We start from the raw sequence: 25,153 nt of genomic DNA, 5'->3' as shown, positions 1-25,153 counted from the left end.
AGATGCATCATTCCTGCGAGTTTTTGAGCGCCGGCGCAACCAAGCTTCGCAGGAAACGCCCCGCCGGTGGGCCGTGGAGCACGACGCCGGTGGCCAGGAGCACCTGAACCACCGCCGCGTGCGCGCTTTCGCATCCTCGCCAGTCCACCCGGGCGCCGGGATGCGCGCACAAATGCCCGAGCAATGTCTCCGCGTCCTCCGCCGGACAAGCGCCCTCCAGCACAATCCGTGCGGGATCGACGATCCTCACGCTCATCGCAGCATCTCCTGCACGTCCAGCACCAGCAAGACGCGGCCATCGCCGAGCAAGGTGGTCCCGGCAATGCCCCGCATGCCGGAAAGAATGCCATCCAGGGGCTGGAGGATGACGTCGATGCGTTCGCCCAGGCTGTCGACCTCAAGTCCGCCAAGCTGCGTCCCCATGCCGATCACCACCACATTCGCGTCGTCGGCCGCCCGGTCGGCGTCGGTCTCGCCGAGCACCCCGGCCAGCGCCACCAGCGGCACGGTGCGCTCGCGCAGGGCGAAAGCCTCGGCCGCCCCGATGCGGGCGATACGCGCGCGCGGCACCCGCACCGTCTCCACCACCATGTCCATGGGAATGCCGAACGCCTGCCCGCCCGCCTGCACGGTCATCACGCGGGTGATCATGATGGTGAAAGGCAGCGTGAACCGCACCGTCGTGCCCTGGCCCGGCACGGTTTCCACGGCGACGCGGCCGCCCAGCCGGGCGAGGGAGGCGCGCACCGCGTCCATCCCGACGCCCCGGCCGGAGAGGTCCGTCACGGTTTCCGCCGTCGAAAAGCCGGGCCGGAAGATCAGGTCGAGGGCCTCGGCATCGCTTAAGGCCGCAACCGCCTCCGGCGTGGCGACGCCGCGCGCGACAGCGGTGTCGCGGATGCGGGCGACGTCGATGCCGCCGCCGTCGTCCTGCACCTCCACCACCACATGCTCCCCCTGGCGCGCCGCCCGCAGGCGCACCGTGGCCCGTTCCGGCTTCCCGGCCGCGATCCGGCGCACGTCCGGCTCGATGCCATGATCGAGCGCGTTGCGGATGACATGGAGCAGCGGCTCGAACAGGGCCTCGACGATGGCTTTGTCCGCCTCGGTGGCGTCGCCCTCGGTGACCAGCTGGACGGACTTGCCGAGCCCCGCCGAAATCTCGCGCACCAGGCGGGGAAATCTTTGGAAGACTTGCCGTAGGGGAAGAACCCGCAGGCGCAGGACCGCGCCCTGGAGTTCATCCATCAGCCGTTCCAGCAGCGCGTGCTGGTCCTTGAGCCCCGCCGCGAGGGTCGCAAGGTCCGCGCCTTTCTGGGCGAGCCGCGAGAGGTGCCCGACCGCATTCTTCGCAATGGTCAGCTCGCCGGTCAGCTTGACCAGGGCATTGATGCGCTCCACGTCAATCCGCAAGGTGCGCGCGGAGCCGTCCTGCGCGCCCGGCGTGCCCGCTTCCTCCGCAGTCTCGGGAACGGCGGGGCCGGCCAGCGCCAGGTGGATGGCGGCGGCAAGGAGGGCGGGATCAGCGGCCCGCTCGCTCGCGTCGAGCGCGCGCGCCACATTCTGCGCCAGGGCGGCCTCGCCGATGTGCCGCAGCACATTCACCGCAACCCGGCCGGCCGACGAAAGCCGCCCGGAGGCGCCTTCGCCGTCCGGCTCGGCCAGCAATCGAACTTGTGCTTCCAGCAGGGCTATTGCCGTGGGAGGCAGGGAGGACGCGCCGGGCCGTTCCGCCCCCGCGCCGCCGATCGCAATGAGGTCCACCTGATCGTGCACGGCTTCGAACAGGCCGGCCACCGCCTCGGGCGGCTCGGACAGCAGGGCCAGGAAGACCAGGCGGCACGAGAAGGGGTCAAGCTCCTCCGGGACGGGCCAGGGTTCGGCCGGTTCCAGGCGAAGGGCCAGCAGGCCCGGCAAGGCCTCCATACGCCTCAGCGGGTCCTCGCCGCGGAAGAAGCAGTCCGGATCGGGCCGATAGCGCAGGGCGGTGCGCGCGGCTGCGCCCTCGGCGCCCGCCGCTCCCACCAGCGCGTCCACCCATCGGTCCGCAGAACCCGCCGCCGCGGGCGTTGTGTCTAGGGCCGGCGCCTTGAGGAAGCGCCGCGCGATGGCATCCGCGCCCGTCTCGGCGTCGGCCGGTGGCGCGCCGTTTGCCTCGATATGATCAAGCCACTGCACCACCTGGTCGAGGCAGGAGAGATAGTCGCCGATCTGCGCCGAGGTGATCGGCTGGGTTTCGGCGCGCGCGTGGGACAGCGCGTCTTCCGCCGTGTGCAGCGCCCGCGCCATGGCGTCGAAATCCACGATGCCGGCCCCGCCCTTGAGCGTGTGGATGGCACGAAAGGCGCTGTCGAGGCGGGCCGCATCGCCTGGGGAGCGTTCGAGCGCGAGCAGATCCTCGGTGGCCTGCGCCACCAATTCGCGCGCCTCGATCAGGAATTGCTGCAGCAGTTCATTCACGCGCCCGCTCCACACATGAGGGCGACATGGTCCACCAGGACCGATTGGCTCACCGGCTTCACCAGATAGAAATTCGCCCCGGCCGCCTGCGCGGCGGCGAAATCCTGCGGCTCGGCCTCGGTGCTGGTTACCAAAGCGGGCAGGGCGCACAGCGGCGGGGCTTGCCGGCGCAGGGCTTTCAGGAAGGTGAAGCCATCCATCTGCGGCATGTTCACATCGACCACCACAAGGTCGGCGGGTTGCAGCAACAGCTTTTCCAGTGCCTCGAGGCCGTTCAGCGCCTCGTCGACCTCATATCCGGCGCTTTCGAGCGCCTCGCGATAATAGAGCCGCACGAGGCCGGCATCATCCACCACGAGAACCCGTTTCCTTGCATCCTCAGCCATCGGCGCGTCCTCCGGGCTTCTGATAGACGATGGCATCGGCATATCGGCGCACCTCGAACAAGGGGGATATGCGGCTCATGGATTCCGTATGTCCGAGGCAGAGATACCCGCCGGGGGCGAGGTTCTCGAACAGATTTTCCGCCGCCACGCGGCGCGAGGCGGGATCGAAATAGATCAGCACATTCCGGCAAAAGATCACGTCGAACACGCCATGGCCCTTGGTCGCGCCGGGCACGGACAGGTTGACCGGTGAAAAGCGAACGGAGTCGCGAAGCTCATCTATGATGCGCCAGCTCTCCGGCCCGGTCTGGATGAAATACTTCTCCACCAGATCGCCCGACAGCCGCATCAGGGCACGGCGGCCATACCGCCCCTCCCGGGCGGCCTCGAGCACGGCGGTGTCGATATCGGAGCCGATGATCTCCACATCATGGGCGTCCACCTGCGGCCAGTTCTCCAGCAGCCAGATGGCGATCGAATAGGGCTCCTCGCCGGTGGCGCAGGGCGCCGACCAGATGCGGATGGGCGCCCCGGGCAGCTTGCCTTTCAGCCGCCGCTCCAAGAGGTCGTTGGACAGGCAGCGGAACTGGTGATCCTCACGATAGAAATAGGTCTCATTGACCGTGAAGGCGTTGATGAAAAGCTCGATCTCGCCGTCCACGTCGCTGCGCAGCCGGGCAAAATAGCTCGCGAAAGAGGTGGAGCGCGTCGCGGCCATGCGGTCGGCGATCCGCCGCTGCACGAAATAGCGCTTGCTGTCGGAGAACAGCATTCCGGTGCGCCGGTAGAGGAAGTCGCAGAGCCTGCGGAACTCCTCGTCGGTCTCGCCCGCGTCATTCACGACGGTCGGGTCTTTGCGCGGCGATGCGCTCTTTGGCGATCTTGATCGAGAAGGTCAGGAACGGGTCGCCGCCGAACCGCAGCGCACAGTGCGAAAGCGCCGGGAGGATCTCCTGTCCCCCGCAATCGGCGAGCACATCCACGGCCGCGGCGCACACATTGGGCTCGGTTTCCCGCGCCAGCAGCGCGCCGAGCAGTTCGTGCAACGCGGCGAGGGGAAGCGCGCGGCAGAGGTCGCAGGCGAGCACGCGCACGTCGCTATCCGCGTCCGCGAGCAGTGCCGGCAGATGGCGGGCGGTGCGCTCCGGCATGGCGCGCAGCGCATCGAGCGCGCCGGTCCGCAGCCGGGCATCGTCGGACCGCACATGCGGAAGGACGGCTTCGATGCTGTCATCGGTGTTGATCAGGGCGAGGCTGGTGAAGATCGCTTCGCGGACCCGCGGGTCCTGCTCCTGCGCGAGCGCGGCGCGAAGTGCGGCGACATTGCGCGCCGAGCCGCCGGCCGCGCGCGCGGCCGCCCAGCGGTCCTCGCTTGAGCCGCTCGTCAGGCCGGCCGGCGAAGAGGCCGGGGCATCGGGCGGCATGGAGGAGGTGGTGCGGATCAGGGGCATCAGGGCGCCAATCCGAGCAGGCAGCCGGCAATGGCGGGGAGGGGCACGACGAAATCGGCGCCATCCCTTCGGACCAGCTCGCCCGGCATGCCCCAGACGACCGCCGTCTCCTCGGCTTCGGCGATCGTGCGCCCGCCCTGGCTGTGCATCAGCGCCATCGCCTCGGCGCCATCATTCCCCATTCCGGTCATCAGGATGCCTATCAGCTGGGGCGCGGGCAGATGGTCCATCGCGCTGCGCACGAGGCGGTCGGTGCTCGGGTGCCAAGGATATCCTGCCTGCGATGGCGCCGCCATCGCCACGAGGCCCGACGCCCGCCGCGCGACGATGAGGTCCGCGTCCCCCCGACCGATATAGACGTGGCCCGGGCGCAGGAGGGTCGGCTGGGCCACTTCCTGGACCGTCACGGCGCACAGATGATCGAGGCGCCGCGCGAGCGGCCCGGTGAACGTCGCGGGCATATGCTGGGCCACCAGGACCGGCCAGGAGAAGCCGGCGGGCAGGGCGGTCAGCAGGGCTTCAAGCGCCGGCGGCCCGCCGGTGGACGTGCCCACCAGCACGAGCCCGTCCCCGGATGCCCGCGGAAGGCGGGCTTGCTGCGGCGATGCCTTCGGCTTCGGACTCGCGGCGGCGCGGGCGCCGATGCGATGGCGCACGCGCTCCGTCAGGCGCAGGCTCGCCTTCAGCTTCGCCCGGGCCGCTCCGCGCACTTTCGCGATGAGTTCGGCGGCCAGGGTCTCGATATGCAGCGAGACCGCGCCCGTTGGCTTGGCGACGAAGTCCACGGCGCCGAGGCGAAGCGCCTCCAACGTGGCATCCGCGCCGGCCGCGGTCAGCGAGGACACCATCACCACGGGGCACGGGCGCTCCAGCATGATGCGGTCGAGGCAGGCCAGCCCGTCCATCTGCGGCATATGGATGTCGAGGGTGACGACGTCGGGCTCAAAGCCGGCCAATTGATCCAGGGCCTCGACGCCGTTGCGCGCGAAGCGGACCTCGAAGTCGGGCTCGGCCGCCAGCACCTGGCCGAGCAGCTTGCGCATCAAGGCTGAATCATCGACCACCAGGATCTTGATCACCAATCAACGCGCCCCTTGCCGGCGGGCGAATGTGTCCAGCAGGCCCTGCTCGGTGCGAGTGAGAAGTTCCTGCGGATCAAGCAGCAGCACCATGCGCCCATCCTGCGGCAGGTTGACGACGCCATGGACCAGGCGGGTCTCCTCGCCGGCGAGGTCCGGCGCCGGCTCGATGCGGTCTTGCGACGTGCGCAGCACCTGGGAAACGGCATCGACGATGAGGCCGGCGCGGTGGCGCGCGGTTCGGGTCACCACCAGCCGGCGCGTGGCGCCGGTCTCAAGCGGCGGCATCCCGAACCGGCGGCGCTGATCCACCACCGGCAGAACCTCGCCGCGCAGGTTCACCACCCCCTCCAGGAAGGCCGGCGTCTTGGGGACGCGCGTGAGGCGCGCCGGCACCGCGGCCACCTCGTCGACGGCCTCGACGGGAAGGCCGAATTCGTTCTCTCCAAGTCGGAAGACCAGATAATGCAGTGCCTTTTCGTCTTCGGCTCCGGCCTCGGCGCCAGGCGCGGACGCGGCATATCCCGCCGCCAGACGCTGCATGATGTCCTCCTTGAACAATTGCTCGGGCGCGAGCACCGAGATCAGCCTGCGGCCCGCGTCCGCCCGGTAGATGGATCTGATCCGCGTCTCGCCCCCGGTGCGGGCCGCGAGCACGGCGGGGACGGGCTCCAAGAGGTCCGGGTCGACGGGCAGGACGGAGCGGATGCGATCCACCATCAGCCCGACCAGCGCGCCGTGCACGCTTGTCACGACAACCTTCTCCCGGCCGTCTCGCTCGCCCTCCGGCAGGCCGAGGAGGCCCCGCAGGGAGAACAGGGGCAGCAGGGTGTCGCGATAGGACATCATGCCAAGAACCTGGGCCTCGGCCCTGGGCATGAGGGCGAACCGCTGCGGCACCGGCACGACCTCCCGCGCATCCTCCAGCGCGAGGGCATAGTCCTGCCCCGCCACCTCGAACGTCACCATTCGTCCGCGCTGCGCTGTGCCTTCTCCGCCCTCCCGGGCGTGTTGCAGGTCCGGCTCGGCGCGGGAGCGCGCGCGGTCCGGGCCGCGCGCCGAGGGCCTTTGTGCGAAGGTGCTCGCGATCAATCCGGCGACATCGAGGATCTTGGCGACGGCACCGTCACCGCCGGCAGCATAGGGAAAGGCGCCGTGCAGGCGCTCTCCCGGCGCGGCAGCGAGCTCCGCCTGCCGGGTCTCGATGCCGTCCACCTCCACCATGACAAGGGCCTCGACCCTGTCCACCGTGAGCGCGACCGGCGCGGCGCCGTGGAGCACGATCGCGATGCTGGACGGCGGGGCATGGCCCGCCTCCCGCTCCAGGAGCCCGCGCAGGCTCGCGACCGGCATCGCGGTGCCGCGCAGATTGCCGATGCCGAGCAGGCTCTTGGGTGCCATGGGGACACGCGCGAGCTGTGGGACCGAGATGATCTCGCTCACCATCTCCACCGGCAAGGCATAGAGATCGCCGCCCGAGCGGAACGTCAGGAAGCGGCGCCGGCCGCCTCCCGGCTCCGAGGCTGGCTGCATCCGATCAGCCATTTTGCGCCTTCAGCTCATCGGCGAGCGAGGCGATTTCCTCGATCGCTGCCGCGAGGTCTTCCGCGCCCTTGGCCTGTTCCGTCGCGGCGGTGGCCGCCTGGCGGGAGGCGGCGCCCGCTTCTTCGGCGGCGGCGGAGATTTCGCGCGCCCCGGCCGCGGTCTGCTCGACGGCGGAAAGGATATCGCTGGCGCCTTGCAGGATCTGCGTGCCGGCTGCGCGCAGGGCGGCGATGTCCGCGTCCAGCTTCTCCAGCACGGAGAAGATCGCGCTGTTGTTCTGCAATTGCGCCTCGGCGGATGTCAGATAGCGCTCGAGGTCGCGCTTGAGGGCATTCACCTGATCGAGAATGTCCCGGACCGTGTCCTTGACATTCCCCATGCTCTCCGAGGCTTCCTGGGCGAGGGCGCGGATGTCCTTGGAAACCACCGCGAAACCGCGTCCGAACTCTCCGGCGCGAGCCGCCTCCACGGCGCCGCTGACCGCCAGCATGGTGGTCTGAACGGCGATCAGCGTCACCGCGTCGACGGTCTTCTCGATGGTGCGGCCCACAGCCTCGATGCGCAGAATGGCGGCCAGATTATCGCGTGCCGTTTCCAGCGCGATGGTCATTCCGCGCGAAAGATTTTCGATGGAGCTGCGGCTGTCCTGCAAGGCCGTGGTCATGAGCTGCATGCGGTCGCTCGCGACGATGGCGTTCTGCTGGGCCAGCTTGGCGCTGGTGACGATCTGCTCCAGCGCGGCGGAGGTCTGCTGGGTGGCGGCGGACTGCTGCTCGGACCCGCGGCTGATCTGCTCGACCGCGACCATGATCTGGCTGGCGGCGCTTGAGAGTTCCTGGATCGTCGCCGAAAGCTCTTCCGCCGTCGCGCCGATCTGCTCGGCCGCCGCATCGTCCGCGCCTCCCGAGCGCACGGCATCGGTCAAGGTGGCGAGGATTTGCGCGGCGGTCTGCCCCTGGTCGAGCGCCTGCGCCTGCTGGAGCACCGCCTGCTGTGCCTGCGCGGCGGCGGCGGACTGCTGCTCGGCCGCCGATGCGACCTGTTCGGCCCCCCGCTGGGCCTCAATCGCCGATTGCTCGGCCTCCACGGCGGCGGTCAGCGTCTCTTCGCTGCCCTGGGCGATGCGGTTCATGTCCAAATGAATGGCGTCGAGGGTCTCGACGATCAGCAGTCCCGCCTTGGCTTCCTCGGCCGCCGTCTGTGCCGACGCCTGGACCGAGGCCGCGACGCTCCGCACGTCGACGCCGATCTGGTCGGCGAGCGTTCGCACCTCCTGCGCGCTGAGGTCCGACTGTTCGGCCAGGGCGCGGACCTCCTCGGCAACAACGGCGAAGCCGCGTCCATGGTCACCCGCCCGCGCCGCCTCGATGGCGGCGTTCAAGGCCAGCATGTTGGTCTGGTCGGACAGGCCGCTGACCGTTTGGCTGATCACGCCCATGGCCTGCGCCCGCTGCTCCAGCGCGGCGATCACGGCGACGGAGGCGCCCTGGCGCTCCGCATTGCGGTCGATGGCCCGGGCGACGGTGGTGATCTGGACCGTCGCCTCGGAGAGCGCCTCCTGCACGGTCTCGGTTTTGCGCCGGGAGGATTCGGCATGGGTCCGGGCCATGCCGAAGCTGCGCGACATCTGGAGAATGGCTGCGAGCTGTTCCTGCGACGCGCCGGCGGCTTCCTCGGCGCCACTCGCGGTCTGCTCCATGGCCCGCCGCAGCTCTTCCGCCGCCGCCGATGCTTCGCCGAGCCCGCTCGCGAGCTGTTCGGTCGCCGCTGCGAGGCGCTCGGATAGCTTGTCGTGTGTGGATTTCGCGGGGCTTTTTCGCCGCTGCGCGGCAGCCGGGGAGGAGGGGGGCTTTGTTTCTGACGGAGCGTTTCGCGCCCGTGTGGCGATTTTTGAGCTTTTCACCAGGGCCATCTGCGCTCGCCTTAGAAAAAACCTTGAAGCTAAGTGCCTTGTCTAGCACGGACGGATCGCCGCGCACAAAGATCACGGGCCTCGCCCACATTCCGGCCGGCTCGCTCGGGGGCCGTGTGGTCACGCCCTGGCTTGGCGGACCGATCGGCCTTGGGCTCGCGGTGGCAGGGGAGCCATTTTTCGTTTTGTGCGTTCTCTTTCTGACGCTCGCGGCACTGGCTTCGTAGCCTGTCGCGGGCGGGCAGCCTCAACAGGAAGAGGAGAGGGCCATGCCCCGCGGCGACAAATCGAAATATACCGATAAACAGGAGCGCAAGGCCGATCATATTGCGGAAGGCTATGAAAAGCGCGGCGTTTCCGAGCAGGAAGCCGAGCGCCGCGCCTGGGCGACCGTGAACAAGGACGACGGCGGCGGCAACAAGCCAGGAGGATCCGGGCGCGGCACCCACACCGGCCATCCCGCGGCTCACAAGGGCGGTGAAAAGGGCGGCAAGGCGGCGGCGTCCCGTTCTGCGGCCGACCGGTCCGCTTCGGCAAAGAAGGCGGCGGCGACCCGAAAGCGGAACGCCGAGCACCACCCCCACGCCTGAGTAGCGGCCGCAGGCGCGGCCGCCACGCTCGGCATTCGTGACTGTTCGTGAAAAGGCATCCCTGCCGATAGCGAGGTTGAGCTATGTCCCAAGAAAAGCACAAATGGTCCGCCGCGGTCACCAAGCATAGCGATGCCCTGGACCTCAAGCGGGATCTGTTTGAATCCCATGATCCGCACGCGATCGCAAAATCCCTGAAGCACGCGGCGGAAACAAGCCAGCGGCGAAAATCCTCGCCGTTCCGCTCCGCCATGTCGATGCTGACTTTCTACATCAACAGGGCCGGGAAAAACCTGCCTCGGTCGCAGAAGAAAGTGCTCGAAGCCGCAAAGGACGCGCTCCGGCACGAATTCGGCCGCTGAACCTGACGGCATCGCGGGAAGATCGCGCGGGCGCGACGCCGTAAAGCTCAAGGCGCTGAATGGTGCGCCATAGGTGGAGCTTGCCGGGAAGGCGGGTGCGGCCGAGGCGGGCCGTGGCCCAGCGTCATAGACAGCTTAACTGTACAGATAGGCTTTACAGTTTACCTGTATATGTGACATGCTCGAACGCATGGAAGATCCACACGATCAAGGCCCCGTCCGCGCCGCCGGGCTTGCGACCGAGCTGCGGGCCACCTTCGGCAAGCTGAAGCGGCGCCTGCGCGCGCAGGCGGATATGGGAGATCTGACACCCTCGCAGGTATCGGTGATTCTGCGCCTTGAGGCGGACGGCGCCGCCACCACCTCAAGCCTCGCGCGGTCGGAGGGGATGCGTCCGCAGTCCATGGCGGCGGTGGTCGCGGCGCTGGAGGCCGCAGGGTTGGTGCGCGGCGCCCAGGACCCGAATGACGGGCGCCAGACGCTTCTTTCCCTGACCGACGCGTGCCGCACGCGGATCCGCGACGGCCGCGCGGCGCGCCAGGATTGGCTGTCGCGCACCATCGCGGCGCGCCTGACGCCGCAGGAGCAGGACGACCTCGCCGCCGCAATCAAGCTGGTCCAGCGGCTCATCGACGACTGACGGTGTTCGCGCCGGCCCACCCGAAAGGCATGATCCATGGCACTGACCACGCTTGACCCGAACACCGCCGTGCTCGTGGTCGATCTTCAAAAAGGCCTCCTCGGCAACGCCTTCCTTCATTCCATGCACGAGGTGGCGGAGCGGGCAGGGGCGCTGATCGACGCGTTCCGACGTCACCGGCTGCCCGTCGTTCTCATCAATGTGTCGGGCGTCGCGCCGGGCCGCACCGAACAGGCGCGACGCCTGCCGGAGGTGCTGCCGCCGGGCTTCACCGATTTCCTGCCCGAGCTCGGCCAGCAGCCGGACGACATGGTCGTCACCAAGCGGACCTGGGGCGCCTTCGCCCGTACCGACCTCGAAGCGCGGCTGAGGGCGCGCGGCGTCACGCAGGTTGTGATCGCGGGCGTTGCCACGGGCACTGGCGTGGAATCAACCGCACGCCAAGCCTATGAGGCCGGCTTCAACGTCACCCTCGCCATCGACGCCATGACCGACGCGCGCCCCGAGGCCCACGACTTCAGCCTGCGGCACGTCTTCCCGCGGCTGGGCGAGACCGGGACCACCCAGGACATCATCGACCTGCTCGCCAAACGGAGCGCCTGAATGGCCTGGCCCCATCTTCTTCCTCTGTTTTTCGGCGGTGCATTTCTGGCGAATGCCGTTCCCCATCTCGTCGCCGGCATGATGGGCCGCTCGTTCCAGACGCCTTTTGCCAAGCCGCCGGGACAGGGCCTGTCATCCTCGACCGTCAATGTCCTGTGGGGCTTCTTTAATCTCGCGGTGGCCTATGCGCTTCTCTGCCGTGTCGGCGCACTCGAGCCGCGCGACATCGCCGACATCATCGCATCCGGTGCCGGGGCCTTCCTGATCTCCGTGTTTGCCGCGCGGCACTTCGGCCGCTTCCACGGCGGCAATGCGCCGGAGCGGCCTTGAGGTTACCGGGCAGCGGCCCATTCCGGTCGCTCCGGAACCATAACTACCGGCTCTGGGCCGCGGGCGCGCTGCTCTCCAACATCGGCACAGCGATGCAGCGCACGGCGCAGGACTGGCTCGTGCTGACCTATCTCACGGCCCATAGCGCTGCGGCGGTCGGCCTGGTCATGGCGCTCCAGTTCGGCCCGCAACTTCTGCTTCTGCCTTGGACGGGCTCCGCCGCCGACCATTTCAACCAGCGCCGGCTGCTGATGGCGACCCAGGCGAGCATGGGCGTGCTGGGCCTCGGGCTTGGAATGCTGACCCTCTCGGGCGCCGTCGCGCTCTGGCATGTCTATGTCTTCGCCTTCCTCTCCGGCTGCGCGGCGGCGTTCGATGCGCCGGTGCGCCAGACCTTCGTGGCGGAACTGGTCGGCGATGCGGATCTCCCGAACGCGGTCGCGCTCAATTCGACCTTGTTCACCAGCGCGCAGATGTTCGGCCCGGCGATCGCTGGCCTGACGATCGCGGGGATCGGCACGGGCTGGGCGTTTGTGATCGACGGGGCCTCGTTCGGGGCGGTGCTGGCCGCGCTGCTCCTCCTGCGCGTGCACGAGTTGCGGCCCAACGCGAGGGCCCACCGGGCGAAGGGCAGCTTCGTGGAAGGAATTCGCTATGTGCGCGGCCGGCCGGATCTGCGGATGATCCTGCTGATGCTGTTCCTGATCGGAACCTTCGGCATGAACTTCCCGATCTTCACCTCGACCATGGCGGTGATGGTCTTCCATGTGGACGCACGCGGCTTCGGCCTTCTGTCTTCGATCATGGCCGTGGGCGCGTTGACCGGCGCGCTGGTGGCGGCGGCGCGCCGCGAGATCGGGTTCCGCACGCTGCTGGGCGGGGCCGCTGTGTTCGGCCTCGGCTGCGGGCTCGCGGCCATGGCGCCGGGCTATTGGCTGTTTGCCGCCGCTTTGCCGCTGGCCGGCGCGGCGCTTCTGACCTTCGCGAACGCCACCAACGGCCTGATGCAGCTGACGACAGAGCCTTCCATGCGCGGGCGGGTCATGGCCCTGCGCATCGCCATCGCCTTGGGCTGTACGCCGCTCGGCGCGCCCTTGGTCGGGTGGGTGGCCGACACCTTCGGTCCGCGCTGGTCCATGGGCGTGGGCGCGGCCTCCGGCTTCGCGGCGGCTGCGGTGGCGGCTGTCTTCCTGATCCGATCCTCCCGCCGGGCTGCCCCTTCCGGACTTTGAGGTCGGCGCACGGAAAGCCTCAGGACCGGGCCTTTCGCGCCGGGCGCAGGCGAATGCGTGTGCGCCCCTTTCGTGTGCTCCGGGCTGGCGCCGGCCGGGCACCACAGCGTCCGGCGGGCGGTGATCCTCACGAATTTTTGATCTGGATCAAATTCAGATGCTGGGCGGGCGTCTCGCTGCGGCTCAGCAAGGCATCGAGCCGGCGGCCTTGCTCCGTCAGGCTGTATTCGACATGCAGCGGCAGGGCGCCGATGTCCTTGCGGACGACGAATCCATGCGATTCCAGGTCCTTAAGGCGACCGGAGAGAACGCGGGCGGAGATCGGCCCAGGAAGAGCGCGGCGCAGCGCGCCGAACCGCATGGTCGTATTGCGGCCGAGTGCCCAAACAATATGACTCATCCACTCCTGCGCGAGAAATTTTAATAAATGATCGAGTTGGCAGCCCGCCGGCTCGTCAAGTGTTTCGCCCTTGCCAGGGACCTTTACATCCATAGTATCTTCCCGGTTACTACTTTTTTTCCCAACCGATTTGTGGCGCATAGGGTACGGAATTTGGATCGCCAAGTTCCGGTGCAACCAAAAGGTGGCCGCATGCTTCAAGCATCCCCCATTCCGGGCAAGGGACTGCTTTCGCCCGATGACCACACCCTGATCCTCATCGACCATCAATCCCAGATGGCGTTCGCCACCAAGTCCATCGACGCGGTCCTGCTGCGCAACAATGCCGCCATGGTGGCAGCGGCGGCGGCCGGGTTCAATGTCTCCACCATCCTCACCACGGTGGCGGAGAAGACCTTCTCCGGGCCCATGTTCGAGGAGATCAAGGCCGCGTTCCCGACCGCGACGCCGATCGATCGCACCAGCATGAACAGCTGGGAAGACAAGAACATCACCGCCGCCGTGAATGCCGCCGGCAAGGGGCGCATCGTGCTCGGCGGGCTCTGGACCTCGGTGTGCATCGTCGGGCCGGCGCTTTCGGCCATCGACCAGGGGTTCGAGGTCTATGTGATCGCGGATGCCTGCGGCGACGTTTCCGACGAGGCGCACGAGCGCGCCATGCAGCGCATGATCCAGGCCGGCGCGCGGCCCATGACGGCCCTGCAATATCTGCTGGAGCTCCAGCGCGACTGGGCGCGCGGCGAGACCTATGAGCTGACCACCGGAATCGCAAAGGTGCATGGCGGCGGCTACGGCCTCGGCATCATCTACGCAAAGAGCATGTTCGGCGCGTCCGAGGCGCATTGAGGCGCGGCGGCGCTCGGCATGCCGCATTTCGCGGGCCGGCGGGCAGCAGCGACATGGAGCAGTCACAAGATGCCCACACACTCGCCCCGCTCGCCGGACGATCCCGACCGTCGGGATGCCCGGCGGCTTGGTGCCGGCGTCGCCGTTCCTGCGGTGCGCCGGCCACACGCGCCGCCGCGCATGCGCCGGCCGCGTCCATTCCCAGTCCACACCTGAAAGGACCGATACCATGGGCTTCGTCACGACCAAGGACGGCGTTGATATCTTCTTCAAGGATTGGGGTCCCAAGGACGCCCAGCCGATCATGTTCCACCATGGCTGGCCGCTGTCGTCCGACGATTGGGACGCGCAGATGCTGTTCTTCGTGAACCAGGGCTTCCGCGTGATCGCCCACGACCGGCGTGGCCACGGCCGCTCGTCCCAGGTGAGCGAAGGCCACGACATGGACCATTACGCCGCCGACGCCTTCGCCGTCGTCGAGCATCTCGACCTGAAGAACGCGGTCCATATCGGCCATTCCACCGGCGGCGGCGAGGTCGCCCGCTATGTCGCCAAGCACGGCGAGCCGGCCGGCCGCGTCGCCAAGGCGGTGCTGGTCAGCGCCGTTCCGCCCTTGATGGTGAAGACCGAGGCCAATCCCGGCGGCCTGCCGCTGGAGGTGTTCGACGGCCTGCGCGCCGCGCTCGCCGCCAACCGGGCGCAGTTCTTCCTGGATCTGCCCACCGGTCCCTTCTACGGCTTCAACCGGCCCGGCGCGACCGTCTCCCAGGGCGTCATCACCAATTGGTGGCGTCAAGGCATGATGGGCTCCGCCAAGGCCCATTACGAGGGCATCAAGGCGTTCTCGCAAACCGACCAGACCGAGGACCTGAAGGCGATCAGCGTCCCGACCCTGGTGCTGCACGGCGACGACGACCAGATCGTCCCCATCGCCGATTCCGCGCTTCTGTCCGTGAAGTTGCTGAAGAACGGCACGCTCAAGACCTATGAGGGCTATCCCCACGGCATGCTCACCACCCATGCCGAGGTGATCAACCCCGACCTGCTCGCCTTCATCAAGGCCTGATCCTCGGGGCACTTGCTCCTAGCGGCCGGCGGCGTTCCCGCCGGCTGCACGCCGGGCGTGCGCCGGCTTGAAACCCACCGGAGGGTTCGATGAAGCTCTATGTGATCTCGCTGGCTGTCGGCCTGCTCGTCGGCGTCATCTATGCCTTGCTCGAGGTGAAATCGCCCGCGCCTCCGGTGGTCGCCTTGATCGGGCTGCTGGGCATCCTCGTCGGCGAACAGGCGGTGCCGGTGGTGAAGCGGGTGCTCAGCGGGCAGCCGGTCACGCTCTCCTGGTTCATGAGCGAATGCGCCCCACCCATTCTCGGCGCGTCTGCCAAAACGCCGGCATCCGCTCCGCCGCCCGAGACAGGAAAACCCTCATGAGCCTCTCCCGACGCACCCTCACCGCCGGCGCCGCAGCCATGGGCGCGGCCTCCCTCGTCGGCGGCCCCGCCAACGCCCAGAATTCCGACCATCCGAAGGCTTCCCCCATGACCGCCGGACCGACGCCCGCCGAAAAGACCCATGCCGAGCTGATCCTCGTCAACGGCCGCTTCACCACGCTGGACCGCTCCAATCCCGCGCCCGACGCGGTGGCCATCGCCGGCGGGGTGTTCATCGGCGCCGGCACCGAGGCCGAGATGCGCGCGCTGGCCGGCCCGCAGACGCAGGTGATCGACCTGGGCGGACGGCGCGCCGTGCCCGGTCTCATCGACAGCCACATGCACATCATCCGCGGCGGGTTGAACTACAATCTGGAACTGCGCTGGGACGGCGTGCGCTCGCTCGCGCAGGCCATGGAAATGCTGATGCAGCAGGTGGCCAACACGCCTGCGCCGCAATGGGTGCGGGTGGTCGGCGGCTTCACCGCGCACCAATTCGCCGAAAAGCGCCTGCCGACGCTGGAAGAGATCAATCTCGCCGCGCCCGACACGCCCGTGTTCATTCTCCATCTGTACGACCGGGCCTTGCTGAACGGCGCGGCGCTGCGCGCGGCGGGCTATACCAAGGACACGCCGAATCCGCCCGGCGGCGAGATCCAGCGCGACGCCAACGGCAATCCCACCGGCCTGCTGCTGGCGCGGCCCAATGCGACGATCCTCTACGCGACCCTCGCCAAGGGACCCAAGCTGCCGCCGGAATACCAGATCAATTCCACCCGCCATTTCATGCGCGAAATGAACCGGCTGGGCGTCACCACCATCATCGACGCGGGCGGCGGGTTCCAGAACTATCCCGAAGATTATTCGATCATCGAGAAGCTGCACACGGACGGCGAGCTGACGGTGCGCATCGCCTACAACCTCTTCACCCAGAAGCCCAAGCAGGAACTGGCGGATTTCGAGAGCTGGTCGAAGCAGGTGAAGCCGGGGCAGGGCGACGACCTCTATCGCCACAACGGCGCCGGCGAGATGCTGGTCTATTCGGCGGCGGATTTCGAGGATTTCAGCTTCGAGCGGCCGGACATGCCGCCCTCCATGGAAGGCGATCTCGAACCCGTGGTGCGGCTGTTGGCGCAGAACCGCTGGCCCTGGCGCCTGCACGCCACCTATAACGAAACCATCACCCGCGCCCTCGACGTGTTCGAGAAGGTGAACCGCGACGTGCCGCTTACTGGCCTCAACTGGTTCTTCGACCATTGCGAGACCATCTCCGATCGCAACATCGACCGCATCGCCGCGCTCGGCGGGGGCATTGCGGTCCAGCACCGCATGATGTTCCAGGGCGAGGATTTCGTGGAGCGCTACGGCGCCAAGGCGGCTGAGCGAACCCCGCCCATCAAGCGCATGCTGGAAGCCGGCGTTCCGGTCGGCGCAGGCACCGACGCGACCCGCGTCGCGAGCTATAATCCCTGGGTCTCGCTCTCCTGGCTGGTGACCGGGCAGACGCTCGGCGGCCTGAAGCTCTATCCCCAGCAGAATCTGCTGAGCCGGGAAGACGCGCTGCGTCTGTGGACTGAGGCCAACACCTGGTTCTCCACCGAAGTCGGCAAGAAGGGGCAGATCAAGGCCGGGCAGCTGGCCGATCTGATCGTGCTGGACCGGGATTATTTCTCCGTGCCGGAGGACCAGATCCAGGACATCGAGAGCGTGCTGACTTTGCTCGGCGGCAAGCCGGTGCATGGCGTGGGTGAATATGCCGGCCTCGCCCCGCCGTTGCCGCCTGCGATGCCAGACTGGTCGCCGGTGCGCACCTTCGGCGGCTATCAGAAGCGGGCGCAGAGTGAAGACCGCCGCTATGCCTTCACCGGCTGCGGCTGCGCCAGCGCGTGCGGCGTGCATGGACATGCCCATGCCAAGGCGCTCGCGTCCGCTGCGCCGGCCCGCGACGAAGGGGCCTTCTGGGGTGCGCTCGGCTGTTCCTGCTGGGCGTTCTGAAACCGGGCGCCGCGCGGTTCGCGAACCGGCGGCCAGATGAGGCGAAGGCCATGCGCACATCCCTCTTCGCCGGCGTTCAGGCGTGCGCCGATGCGCTCCTGCGATCCCCCGCGACGGCGCTTCTGGCGCGCATCGCGGTTGCGGCGCCGTTTCTCTTCAGCGGCTTTGCGAAGCTCGCGGATTTCAACGGGGCGATCGGCGAGGTGCGCGGGCTCACGGGGCTGGAGCCGGCGGCTTTGTTCGCGGTTCTGGTCATCGCGACCCAGCTCGGCGGCTCGGCCCTGCTCATCGCGGGGGCGCGGCTCACCTGGATCGGCGCCGCGCTGCTCGCCGGCTTCACGGCGGTCGCGACATTGAGCGCCCATGCCTTCTGGCTCAAGCCGGCGGCGGAACAGGTGCTCAACCGCAACATTTTCATTGAGCATATTTCGATCATCGGCGGGCTCGCGGCCGTGGCGATCCTCGCCGCGCGGCCTCTGGCTCGCGGGCGCTAGGACCCATCGACAGTCTTGGGCTGACCCTATAGTGCAGCAGAGCCTTGTCATGCGCGGGCGGCCCGGCGTGGATGGCCGGGCAAGCCCGGCCATGACGGTTGGTGAAAGAAAGACAATCGCACGCACCTGCCGATCAACCACGCCGCCGCGCGGGACAGCTCAGGGTCAGCGGTCGCCCTTGAAGGCGAAGCTCGGCAGGCGCAGCACCCATTCGCCGGAGCGCTTGAGGTGTAGGCGCATCTCCTGCTCCGCGCTGGCGGGGTCCGCATCGAGGATCGCCTGCGCGACCCGCACATGGTCCTGGTGCGAGCTTTCCATATTCTCCGGCTGCATCACCTGTCCCACCTGGAACATCACCACCGGCAGGTGCAAGGTTTCGATGAGGTCGGACAGCATGGTGTTGCCGCTGATCTTGACGATGCTGCGATGGAACAGCCGGTTGTGCTCCATGAAGAGGTGCGTCTTCAGCATCTCGCCTGAGGGCCGCACGGTATTCCAGACGCCGGTGAAATAATCGCGGTTCGCATCCACGCCGATATGCTCGGCGGCAAGGCGGGCGGCGAGGCTCTCGAGGTTTTCGCGGATCTGGAACAGCTCGCGCACCTGCTCGCGCGAGAGACGCCGCACCACGGCGCCGCGATTGGGGATGATCTCCAGCAGGCCGTCGGCCTCCAGGCGGCGGAACGCTTCGCGCACCGTTCCGCGGCTGATGCCGATTTCCGCCGTCAGGTCGCCGGCGATCAGCCGCTGTCCGGGCACCAGCCTGCCGGCGAAGATCGCATCGCGCAGCCGCTGCACCGTGTGTTCCACGGTCTGGCCATGCCGGGCATCGAGGCCCTCTCCATTCAGCTCCATCGCCACCCTCTCACCGCTTCGACCGGATTAGCACAAGAGGCCTTGACAGGATATCTATCCAACAAGATTATCCTACAATCCTGGCTGAAACGAAATCAAACATAAAGCCGGGTGGGGCCAGCAGCCCCGGAGAGAAACGCCGCCGCCCGCAAGGGCAGTCCCGCGCGGAACGGTTCGGAGACGATACGTCTCGCAGGGCCGCGTCCAGCGATGGCCATCGAGGTGCCCCATGGTTCCACACCCCATCTGAGGCGGTGCGCGCCCGCGCCGGCCGGTCTCCAGCGGAGCAGCCGCCGCGCCCTAGCGCGCACGCCGAACCTTTCCTGAGCATGCGTTCCTCAGCTCGCCTCCTTTTGGCGGCGATGAGCTGGCCACGCTGCAACGTCTTCATGCGCCCGTTTCCAGCCCGGCTGGTTCGGAGCCGGGGGCGCATGCCCCCACCCATTCCGGCGCGCCTCGCGTCGCCGGCAGTCATGCGCGGCCATGGGCCGGCGGATTTTCACCTCAAAGGACGACACACATGGATCTTGGGATCAAAGGGCGGGTGGCCATCGTGAGCGGCGGCAGCCGAGGCATCGGCCGCGAGGCGGCGCGCGAATTCCTGGAGGCGGGGGTCAAGGTCATGATCTCCTCGCGCCATGGCGACCAGGCGGCGGCGACCGCCGCTGAACTCGCGCAGAAGACCGGCGGCGAGATCCGCGCCACCCAGGCGGATTCGCGCCAGCAGGCCGATGTCGAACATCTCGTGAAGGAGACGGTCGCCGCTTTTGGCACCGTCGATATTCTCGTGAACTGCGCCGGCGAGATGTATTCCGGCCGGTTCGAGGAGATGACCGACGAGGGCCTGCAAAACCAGCTCAACACCAAGCTGTTCGGCTGGATGCGGGCGATCCGCGCGGTGGCGCCCATCATGCGGGAGAAGAAGTGGGGCCGCATCGTCAGCCTCATCGGCGGCGCCGGCAAGGAGCCGGACCCCTATATGTTCGGCTCGGCCATCACCAACAGCGCCCTGCTCAACATGACCAAGTCGCTCTCCACCGAATTCGGGCCGGACAATGTGCTGGTCAACGCCATCTGCCCCGGCTGGGTGGCCACCGACCTGTGGCGGCGTAATGAAGAGGGCCTGAAGAAGGACCTCGGCGTTCAGTCCACCGAAGAAGCGCGCAAGCTCGCCGCCAAGAAGAACGCGCTCGGCCGCTTCGGCCGGCCGGAAGAACTGGCGAACGCCATCGCCTTCCTGTGCTCGGAGCGCGCCAGCTACATCACCGGCGTGTCGCTGAACACGGACGGCGGCCGTCTCAAGGGGCTTTGGTGAGCCCATGGACCTCGCGCTGACAGGACGCACGGCGATCGTCACCGGGGGCTCGCGGGGGATCGGCTTCGCCATTGCCGCCCGCCTGCTCGCGGAGGGGGCGCGCGTGGCGATCTGTGGGCGCGATCCCGCCCGGCTGGAAGCGGCGGCCGAACGGCTGCGCGCTTCTTGCGGGGGCGCGGCGGAAGAAGCCGTCCTCGCGCTGGCGGCGGATACTTCGGTGTCCGCCGATCGGGGCCGGCTGGTTGAGGCAACGCTGGAGCGGTTCGGGCGTGTGGACATTCTCGTCAACAATGCGGGCACCCACGTGCGCGCCACCGTGGACGACATGACCGACGCGCAGCTCCAGGGCCAGCTCGACGACAAGCTTTTCGGCTTCCTGGGCATGATCCGGGCGGTGCTGCCCGGCATGCGGGCGCGCGGCGGGGGGCGGGTGGTGAACATCATCGGCCAGGCGACGCGTCATCCCCATCCCGACCGCCTGCCCTCGGGCATAGCCAATGCGGCGGCCCAGGCCATGTCGAAAGCATTGGCGGACGCGCTGGGGCGGGAGAACATCCGCATCAACACGGTGTGCCCGCAATATATCGAGACCGATATTCTCGCGGGCGTCATCGCCAAGGAAATGGCCGATCGCGCCCTTGACCACGCCACCGCCGCCTCGGGCTTCACCCGGGCCAATGTGCTCGGGCGCCTCGGCACGGCCGAGGAGGTGGCGGACCTCGTGGCCTTCCTGGTTTCGGCTCGGGCGGACCATGTCAGCGGCAGCTCGGTGTCGATCGACGGCGGCTATCACCGCCATGTCTTCGGATAGGCGGCAAGCCATGGATCTGAACCTGTCGGGAAAGACCGCGATCATTTCCAACGGCTGTTCGCCGTTCGGGTCGGCGGTGGCCGCGCGGCTGCTTCAAGAGGGGGCGCGCGTGGCGGTCGGTGGACAGGATGCGCGGGCGCTCTGGGCGGCGCTCGGGGCGCTCGGCGCGCACGGGGAGGCGCGGGCGATCCCCATGCCCGCAGGCGATCCGGCGGCGGGCATGGCCCAGATGGTGCGCGCCGCCGTGGTGACCTTCGGCGCGCCGGATATTCTCGTGGCGGATGTGTGCGCGCCGCTGGAAGGAACCTTGGACACGGTGCCGGCGGAGCGTTTCGCGGCTTATCTGCGGGACGGGCTGGTGGCGCTCTGGGCCTTCGTGCAGGCAGGTGCGGTCCACATGCCGCGCCATGGGGATGGGCGGATCGTCGTGCTGATCAATGCGGCGGGCAAGATCCCGAGCCGCGATTTTCTGGCGGCGGCGGTGCTCGGCGCCGCGCAGCACGCTTTTGTAAAGTCGGTGTCCGATCATTTCGGCGCCCGGGGCATCACGGTGAACGCGGTATGCGTCGGTGCCGGGGGGCCTGACGCATCGGGCGGGGGCATCGGCACCGAACCCTATCTCGGGCGCGGCCTCGGCCAGCAGGAGAGCGGGTGGGGCGCCGCGCCGCCGCTCGGGCGCTGGTGCACGCCCGACCAGGTGGCCGACGCCGTGGCCTTCCTCGCCTCGGGGCGTGCTGGCTTCGTGACCGGCGCCAATATCGACGTGGACGGCGGCCAGCAACGCATGATCTTCTGAACGGGAAACAGGCATGATCGAGCTTCAGCACATCAGCAAGACGTTCAAGAAGAAGGAGAGCGCGCTTCATGCCGTGGAGGATGTAAACCTTTCGATTGCGCCGAAATCCATCGTCGCGCTGATCGGCCCGTCCGGCTGCGGGAAATCCACGCTGCTGAACATGATTGCCGGCCTCTATCCGCCGAGCGAGGGGCAGGTGTTCTATGACGGTGCCCGCGTCACCGACGTCAATACCAATGTCGGCTACATGACGCAGAAGGACAATCTGCTGCCGTGGCGCACGGTGCTGGACAATGTCTCCTTTCCCCTGGAGGTCGCCGGGGTGCCGCAGGCGGAACGCTATGCCGCCGCCGCAAAGCTGATCGACCTCGTGGGTCTCTCGGGGTTCGAGCAGAAATATTCGCACGAATTGTCGGGCGGCATGCGCAAGCGCGTCTGCCTCGCCCGCATGCTGATCTACAAGCCGAACGCCCTGCTGCTGGACGAGCCGTTCGCGGCGCTGGATGCGCAATTGCGCATCGCCATGCATGCGCTGCTGATGCGCCTGTGGGAGGAGCAGCAGCAGACCATCCTGTTCGTGACGCACGATCTGGTGGAGGCGATCACGCTGGCGGACCGGGTGGTGGTGTTCACCCGCCGCCCCGCGAGCATCGTGCTGGAGCAGGAGATCGACCTGCCGCGTCCGCGCGACGTTCACGAAGTGCGCTTTACCGAACCGTTCCACCGCATTCACAACGCCCTGTGGGACCGCCTGCGCACCCAATATGACGAGGTGCGCCTATGACCCCGGCGAAGGTGGCCGCAGAACCGGAGACCAGCCTCATGCAGACTCCCCGCTCCGCCCCCGGCGGCAAGCAGGCCGCTAACGAGCCGCGCCGGCTGGCGGACATGGGCACGGGCCGGATGGTCTGGCTTCAGGTCCTGCTCGGGGTCGCGCTGCTCATCGTGTGGCAGCTCGCCTCCGGACGGCTGGTGGACAATTTCCTCATCAGCAATCCCATCGCCATCGCCGGCAAGCTCTGGACCTGGACGGTGAACGGCTCGATCTTCATCCACATCTGGGCGACGGTGTACGCGACCGTTCTCGGCTTCGCGATCGGTGCCGTGGCCGGCGTCGCGGGCGGCGTGTGGCTCGGCCTGTCGCCGTTTCTCAGCCGCCTGCTGAACCCCTATATCTGGGCATTCAACGCGGTGCCGAAGGTGGCGCTGGCGCCGCTGTTCATCCTGTGGTTCGGCCTCGGCATCGAATCCAAGGTGGCCCTGGCGGCGATCCTGGTGGTGTTCCTGGTGTTCGTGAACACCTATGCCGGCGTGCGCGAGGTGGACCAGGACCTGATCGACGGCGCCCGCCTCATGCGCGCCTCCAAGCGGCAAATCCTGCTGAAGGTCATCCTGCCCTCGTCGCTGGCCTGGATCTTCGTCGGATTGAAGACGGCGGTGCCGTTCGCGCTGATCGGCACCATCATCGGCGAGATGATCGCGGCCAACCGGGGCCTCGGCTATCTGGTGCAGCGCGCCGGCAGCGATTTTGACACGGCCGGCGTGTTCGCCGCGCTGGTGGCGATCGCCGGACTCGCGGTGGTGTTCAACGAAATCGTCGGCACGGTCCAGGCAAAGCTGGACGGCTGGAAGGTCATCAGCCGCTGAGCCGTATCGCGGTTGGAAGAAAAGAAGAAAAGCCGAGCCTCGCAAAAAAAAGGGGCCGGCATAACGGGAGGAACAGATGAAACAGCACCTGAAACTGGCGCTGGCGGCCTTGTGCGCCAGCTTTCTCTGGCAAGGCGCGGCGCGCGCGCAGGAAACCGTGCGCATCGCCAATATCGGACACGGCTATTATGCCGGCCCGCTCTATGTGGCCATGCGCGAGGGCCTGTTCGAAAAGCACGGGCTCAAGGCGGACGTGACCTTCATCAAGGGCGGCGCCCTGGTGTTTCAGGCGGTGCTCGGGCGCAGCGCCGATTTCGGCATTTTGAGCTATGAGCACGTGCTCACCGCGGCGGCGCAGGGCAAGAACATCGTCTCGGTGTTCAACGTCACCACGCGGCCGCTGAACAATCTCATCGCCACCAATGCCTTCTACGACGCCTATCCCAACGCCACCATCGAGCAGAAGGTGCGGGCGCTGAAGGGCAAGAAGGTGGGCGCGCCCTCCGCCGGCGGGTCGGGCGAGAAGATGCTGGGCGTGCTGGCCAAGCGCTACGGCCTCGCGCTGCCGGGCGATGTGGAGCTGGTCTATCTCGGCACGGATGCCGCCTCCTATGTGGGCGCATTCCGCGGCAAGCTGGTGGATGCCGGCATTCCGTTCGAGCCGGCGGGCGCTGTGGTGGAGCAGGAGGGGCTGGGCAAGATCTTCATCAATCTGATGAACGGCGAAATCCCCGAGTTCCGCGACCTGGTGTTCATGACGCTGGCCACCCACCCCGACATGCTGCGCGAGCGGCCGGAGACGGTGCGCAAGGTGGTGGCGGTGTTCGCGGAAGCGCAGAAGATCCTGCTCGACCCGGTGCGCGGCAAGGCGATCATGGCCGCCGAATTCCCGGACATGTCCTCCGCCACCAACGACAAGGCCTATGAGATCGTGCGCCAGATCTGGAGCACGGACGGCCGCATGAGCCTTTCCGGCGCGAAGAAGGTGTTCGACTTCCTCCAGCCCGCCGGCACCACCCCCATCGTCTACGAGAACACCTTCACGAACGACTTCCTGCCCAAGAACTGAGGCTGAAATGACGTCCGAAATCCAAAGCGAGGAGCACTGGGCCCGAAAGGGCCCGGTGTCCCTGTTCCTGTGGCGCAAGCGTCTGGCGCAACCCGTTGGGGACGTCCGCCCGCCGATCATCCTCGTGCACGGCTCCTCCACATCCGGCATCCCTTCGTTCGATCTCCAGGTGCCGGGGCAGAGCGATTATTCCTTCATGGATTGGCTGGCCCGGCGCGGCTGGGACGTGTGGACCCTCGACCACGAAGGCTATGGCCGCTCCACCATCACCGACGGCAATTCGGATGTCGCCACCGGCGCACAGGATCTCGCCGCCGCCCATGAGGTGATCGCGCAGGCGACGGGTTCGCCGCGCGCTTATGTCTATGGCATGTCCTCCGGCGCATTGCGGGCGGCCCTGTTCGCGCAGAATGCGCCGCAGGTCGTGCAGCGCCTGGTGCTCGATGCCTTCGTGTGGACTGGCGAGGGCTCGCCCACGCTCGCCAAGCGCAAGGAAGGCATCGCCTCGTTCCGGGCCAGCAACCGCCGGCCCATCATCTATGCCTATATCGAGAGCATCTTCACCCGCGATGAGCCGGGCACCACCCATCCGGCCGTCATCGCCGCCTGTGCCGAAGCGCAGATGGCGCTCGGCGACAGCGTGCCCACCGGCACCTATCTCGACATGACCACCAATTTGCCCCTGGTGGATCCGCTCAAGATCGCCGCGCCGACCCTGATCGTGCGCGGCGAGCATGACGGCATCGCCACCATCGAGGACCTGCTGGAATTCTTCCGCCAGCTTCCCAGCGGCGACAAGCGGTTCGCCAGCCTGCCCGGCATCGCCCATGTGAGCCCGCTGGGCATCAAGCGGCATCTCCTGTGGAACGCAGTGGACGAATTCCTCACCGCCGGCACGGCCTGAA

The 25,153-nt window shown here is 67.7% G+C and carries 28 protein-coding genes; 18 read left to right on the top strand and 10 right to left on the bottom strand.

What is annotated here, in order from left to right; genetic code table 11:
* Positions 1 to 7 precede the first annotated feature (7 nt).
* The 8 genes from V5F78_RS11065 to V5F78_RS11030 are packed head-to-tail and all read right to left on the bottom strand — an operon-like array spanning position 8 to position 8,620.
* Entirely contained in the window at positions 8 to 256 is a 249-nt protein-coding gene (locus V5F78_RS11065) for a hypothetical protein (RefSeq protein ID WP_394068119.1), read from the bottom strand.
* Positions 253 to 2,460 (bottom strand): chemotaxis protein CheA, encoded by a 2,208-nt coding sequence (locus V5F78_RS11060; RefSeq protein ID WP_394068121.1) that lies wholly within the window; start codon positions 2,458 to 2,460, stop codon positions 253 to 255. Before V5F78_RS11060 ends, V5F78_RS11065 begins: the two co-directional genes overlap by 4 nt.
* The gene (locus tag V5F78_RS11055; protein ID WP_394068123.1) at positions 2,457 to 2,846 is read right to left on the bottom strand and encodes a response regulator; all 390 of its coding nucleotides are present in this window, start codon (positions 2,844 to 2,846) and stop codon (positions 2,457 to 2,459) included. Before V5F78_RS11055 ends, V5F78_RS11060 begins: the two co-directional genes overlap by 4 nt.
* On the bottom strand, positions 2,839 to 3,687 hold the full coding sequence (locus V5F78_RS11050) for a CheR family methyltransferase (RefSeq protein WP_394068124.1): 849 nt from the start codon (positions 3,685 to 3,687) through the stop codon (positions 2,839 to 2,841). The genes V5F78_RS11055 and V5F78_RS11050 overlap by 8 nt, the downstream gene beginning before the upstream one ends.
* On the bottom strand, positions 3,680 to 4,297 hold the full coding sequence (locus V5F78_RS11045; RefSeq protein WP_394068126.1) for a HEAT repeat domain-containing protein: 618 nt from the start codon (positions 4,295 to 4,297) through the stop codon (positions 3,680 to 3,682). Before V5F78_RS11045 ends, V5F78_RS11050 begins: the two co-directional genes overlap by 8 nt.
* The gene (cheB, locus tag V5F78_RS11040; protein WP_394068511.1) at positions 4,297 to 5,376 is read right to left on the bottom strand and encodes a chemotaxis-specific protein-glutamate methyltransferase CheB; all 1,080 of its coding nucleotides are present in this window, start codon (positions 5,374 to 5,376) and stop codon (positions 4,297 to 4,299) included. Before cheB ends, V5F78_RS11045 begins: the two co-directional genes overlap by 1 nt.
* Before the next feature lie 3 nt (positions 5,377 to 5,379).
* A complete protein-coding gene (locus tag V5F78_RS11035) occupies positions 5,380 to 6,921 on the bottom strand; it encodes a chemotaxis protein CheW (protein WP_394068128.1) in 1,542 nt (513 codons plus the stop codon).
* Complete coding sequence (locus tag V5F78_RS11030; RefSeq protein WP_394068130.1) at positions 6,914 to 8,620, bottom strand: methyl-accepting chemotaxis protein; 1,707 nt, start codon at positions 8,618 to 8,620, stop codon at positions 6,914 to 6,916. Before V5F78_RS11030 ends, V5F78_RS11035 begins: the two co-directional genes overlap by 8 nt.
* A gap of 482 nt (positions 8,621 to 9,102) precedes the next feature.
* Between V5F78_RS11030 and V5F78_RS11025 the strand changes: the two genes are divergently transcribed.
* The 6 genes from V5F78_RS11025 (at position 9,103) to V5F78_RS11000 (ending at position 12,590) form a co-directional block, all read left to right on the top strand.
* On the top strand, positions 9,103 to 9,423 hold the full coding sequence (locus V5F78_RS11025) for a plasmid stabilization protein (RefSeq protein WP_394068132.1): 321 nt from the start codon (positions 9,103 to 9,105) through the stop codon (positions 9,421 to 9,423).
* 83 nt (positions 9,424 to 9,506) lie between these two features.
* Positions 9,507 to 9,785 (top strand): DUF3175 domain-containing protein, encoded by a 279-nt coding sequence (locus V5F78_RS11020; RefSeq protein ID WP_394068134.1) that lies wholly within the window; start codon positions 9,507 to 9,509, stop codon positions 9,783 to 9,785.
* 178 nt (positions 9,786 to 9,963) lie between these two features.
* Positions 9,964 to 10,425, top strand: a complete 462-nt coding sequence (locus tag V5F78_RS11015; protein WP_394068136.1) for a MarR family winged helix-turn-helix transcriptional regulator — start codon at positions 9,964 to 9,966, stop codon at positions 10,423 to 10,425.
* Between the two features lie 36 nt (positions 10,426 to 10,461).
* The gene (locus V5F78_RS11010; protein ID WP_394068138.1) at positions 10,462 to 11,028 is read left to right on the top strand and encodes an isochorismatase family protein; all 567 of its coding nucleotides are present in this window, start codon (positions 10,462 to 10,464) and stop codon (positions 11,026 to 11,028) included.
* Positions 11,029 to 11,358 carry a hypothetical protein gene (locus V5F78_RS11005; protein WP_394068140.1) on the top strand — a complete coding sequence of 110 codons (330 nt, stop codon included), beginning with the start codon at positions 11,029 to 11,031 and terminating at the stop codon, positions 11,356 to 11,358.
* The gene (locus V5F78_RS11000) at positions 11,355 to 12,590 is read left to right on the top strand and encodes an MFS transporter (RefSeq protein ID WP_394068141.1); all 1,236 of its coding nucleotides are present in this window, start codon (positions 11,355 to 11,357) and stop codon (positions 12,588 to 12,590) included. The genes V5F78_RS11005 and V5F78_RS11000 overlap by 4 nt, the downstream gene beginning before the upstream one ends.
* A gap of 127 nt (positions 12,591 to 12,717) precedes the next feature.
* Here V5F78_RS11000 and V5F78_RS10995 read toward each other — a convergent pair whose 3' ends face one another.
* A complete protein-coding gene (locus V5F78_RS10995) occupies positions 12,718 to 13,083 on the bottom strand; it encodes a winged helix-turn-helix transcriptional regulator (RefSeq protein ID WP_394068143.1) in 366 nt (121 codons plus the stop codon).
* A gap of 99 nt (positions 13,084 to 13,182) precedes the next feature.
* Here V5F78_RS10995 and V5F78_RS10990 point away from each other — a divergent pair, with 99 nt between their 5' ends.
* From V5F78_RS10990 to V5F78_RS10970, 5 genes are all read left to right on the top strand, one after another.
* Positions 13,183 to 13,836 (top strand): hydrolase, encoded by a 654-nt coding sequence (locus V5F78_RS10990; RefSeq protein ID WP_394068145.1) that lies wholly within the window; start codon positions 13,183 to 13,185, stop codon positions 13,834 to 13,836.
* Between the two features lie 229 nt (positions 13,837 to 14,065).
* A complete protein-coding gene (locus tag V5F78_RS10985) occupies positions 14,066 to 14,902 on the top strand; it encodes an alpha/beta fold hydrolase (protein WP_394068147.1) in 837 nt (278 codons plus the stop codon).
* Between the two features lie 89 nt (positions 14,903 to 14,991).
* Complete coding sequence (locus tag V5F78_RS10980; protein WP_394068149.1) at positions 14,992 to 15,267, top strand: XapX domain-containing protein; 276 nt, start codon at positions 14,992 to 14,994, stop codon at positions 15,265 to 15,267.
* On the top strand, positions 15,264 to 17,261 hold the full coding sequence (locus V5F78_RS10975) for an amidohydrolase (protein ID WP_394068151.1): 1,998 nt from the start codon (positions 15,264 to 15,266) through the stop codon (positions 17,259 to 17,261). The genes V5F78_RS10980 and V5F78_RS10975 overlap by 4 nt, the downstream gene beginning before the upstream one ends.
* Before the next feature lie 50 nt (positions 17,262 to 17,311).
* Positions 17,312 to 17,755, top strand: a complete 444-nt coding sequence (locus V5F78_RS10970) for a DoxX family protein (RefSeq protein ID WP_394068153.1) — start codon at positions 17,312 to 17,314, stop codon at positions 17,753 to 17,755.
* A gap of 165 nt (positions 17,756 to 17,920) precedes the next feature.
* Here the strand turns inward: V5F78_RS10970 and V5F78_RS10965 are convergent, their stop codons facing one another.
* Positions 17,921 to 18,610: a GntR family transcriptional regulator gene (locus tag V5F78_RS10965; RefSeq protein ID WP_394068155.1), complete on the bottom strand. Its 690-nt coding sequence runs from the start codon at positions 18,608 to 18,610 to the stop codon at positions 17,921 to 17,923.
* Positions 18,611 to 19,130: 520 nt separating this feature from the next.
* On the opposite strand from V5F78_RS10965, the gene V5F78_RS10960 reads away from it, so the two are divergent.
* From V5F78_RS10960 to V5F78_RS10930, 7 genes are all read left to right on the top strand, one after another.
* A complete protein-coding gene (locus V5F78_RS10960) occupies positions 19,131 to 19,925 on the top strand; it encodes an SDR family NAD(P)-dependent oxidoreductase (protein WP_394068157.1) in 795 nt (264 codons plus the stop codon).
* A gap of 4 nt (positions 19,926 to 19,929) precedes the next feature.
* On the top strand, positions 19,930 to 20,736 hold the full coding sequence (locus tag V5F78_RS10955) for an SDR family NAD(P)-dependent oxidoreductase (RefSeq protein WP_394068159.1): 807 nt from the start codon (positions 19,930 to 19,932) through the stop codon (positions 20,734 to 20,736).
* Between the two features lie 10 nt (positions 20,737 to 20,746).
* Positions 20,747 to 21,532 (top strand): SDR family NAD(P)-dependent oxidoreductase, encoded by a 786-nt coding sequence (locus V5F78_RS10950; protein WP_394068160.1) that lies wholly within the window; start codon positions 20,747 to 20,749, stop codon positions 21,530 to 21,532.
* Positions 21,533 to 21,545: 13 nt separating this feature from the next.
* Positions 21,546 to 22,316, top strand: a complete 771-nt coding sequence (locus V5F78_RS10945) for an ABC transporter ATP-binding protein (RefSeq protein WP_394068161.1) — start codon at positions 21,546 to 21,548, stop codon at positions 22,314 to 22,316.
* Positions 22,317 to 22,354: 38 nt separating this feature from the next.
* Complete coding sequence (locus V5F78_RS10940; protein WP_394068162.1) at positions 22,355 to 23,179, top strand: ABC transporter permease; 825 nt, start codon at positions 22,355 to 22,357, stop codon at positions 23,177 to 23,179.
* A 76-nt stretch (positions 23,180 to 23,255) separates the two neighbouring features.
* Entirely contained in the window at positions 23,256 to 24,248 is a 993-nt protein-coding gene (locus tag V5F78_RS10935; RefSeq protein ID WP_394068163.1) for an ABC transporter substrate-binding protein, read from the top strand.
* 7 nt (positions 24,249 to 24,255) lie between these two features.
* Entirely contained in the window at positions 24,256 to 25,152 is an 897-nt protein-coding gene (locus V5F78_RS10930) for an alpha/beta hydrolase (protein ID WP_394068165.1), read from the top strand.
* Position 25,153 lies beyond the last annotated feature (1 nt).

It is taken from the genome of Roseixanthobacter glucoisosaccharinicivorans, assembly GCF_043195095.2.
Classification (GTDB): domain Bacteria; phylum Pseudomonadota; class Alphaproteobacteria; order Rhizobiales; family Xanthobacteraceae; genus NCEH01.
The sequence above is the reverse complement of the archived record's forward strand: the minus strand, read 5'-3'. Positions and strand labels throughout refer to the sequence as shown.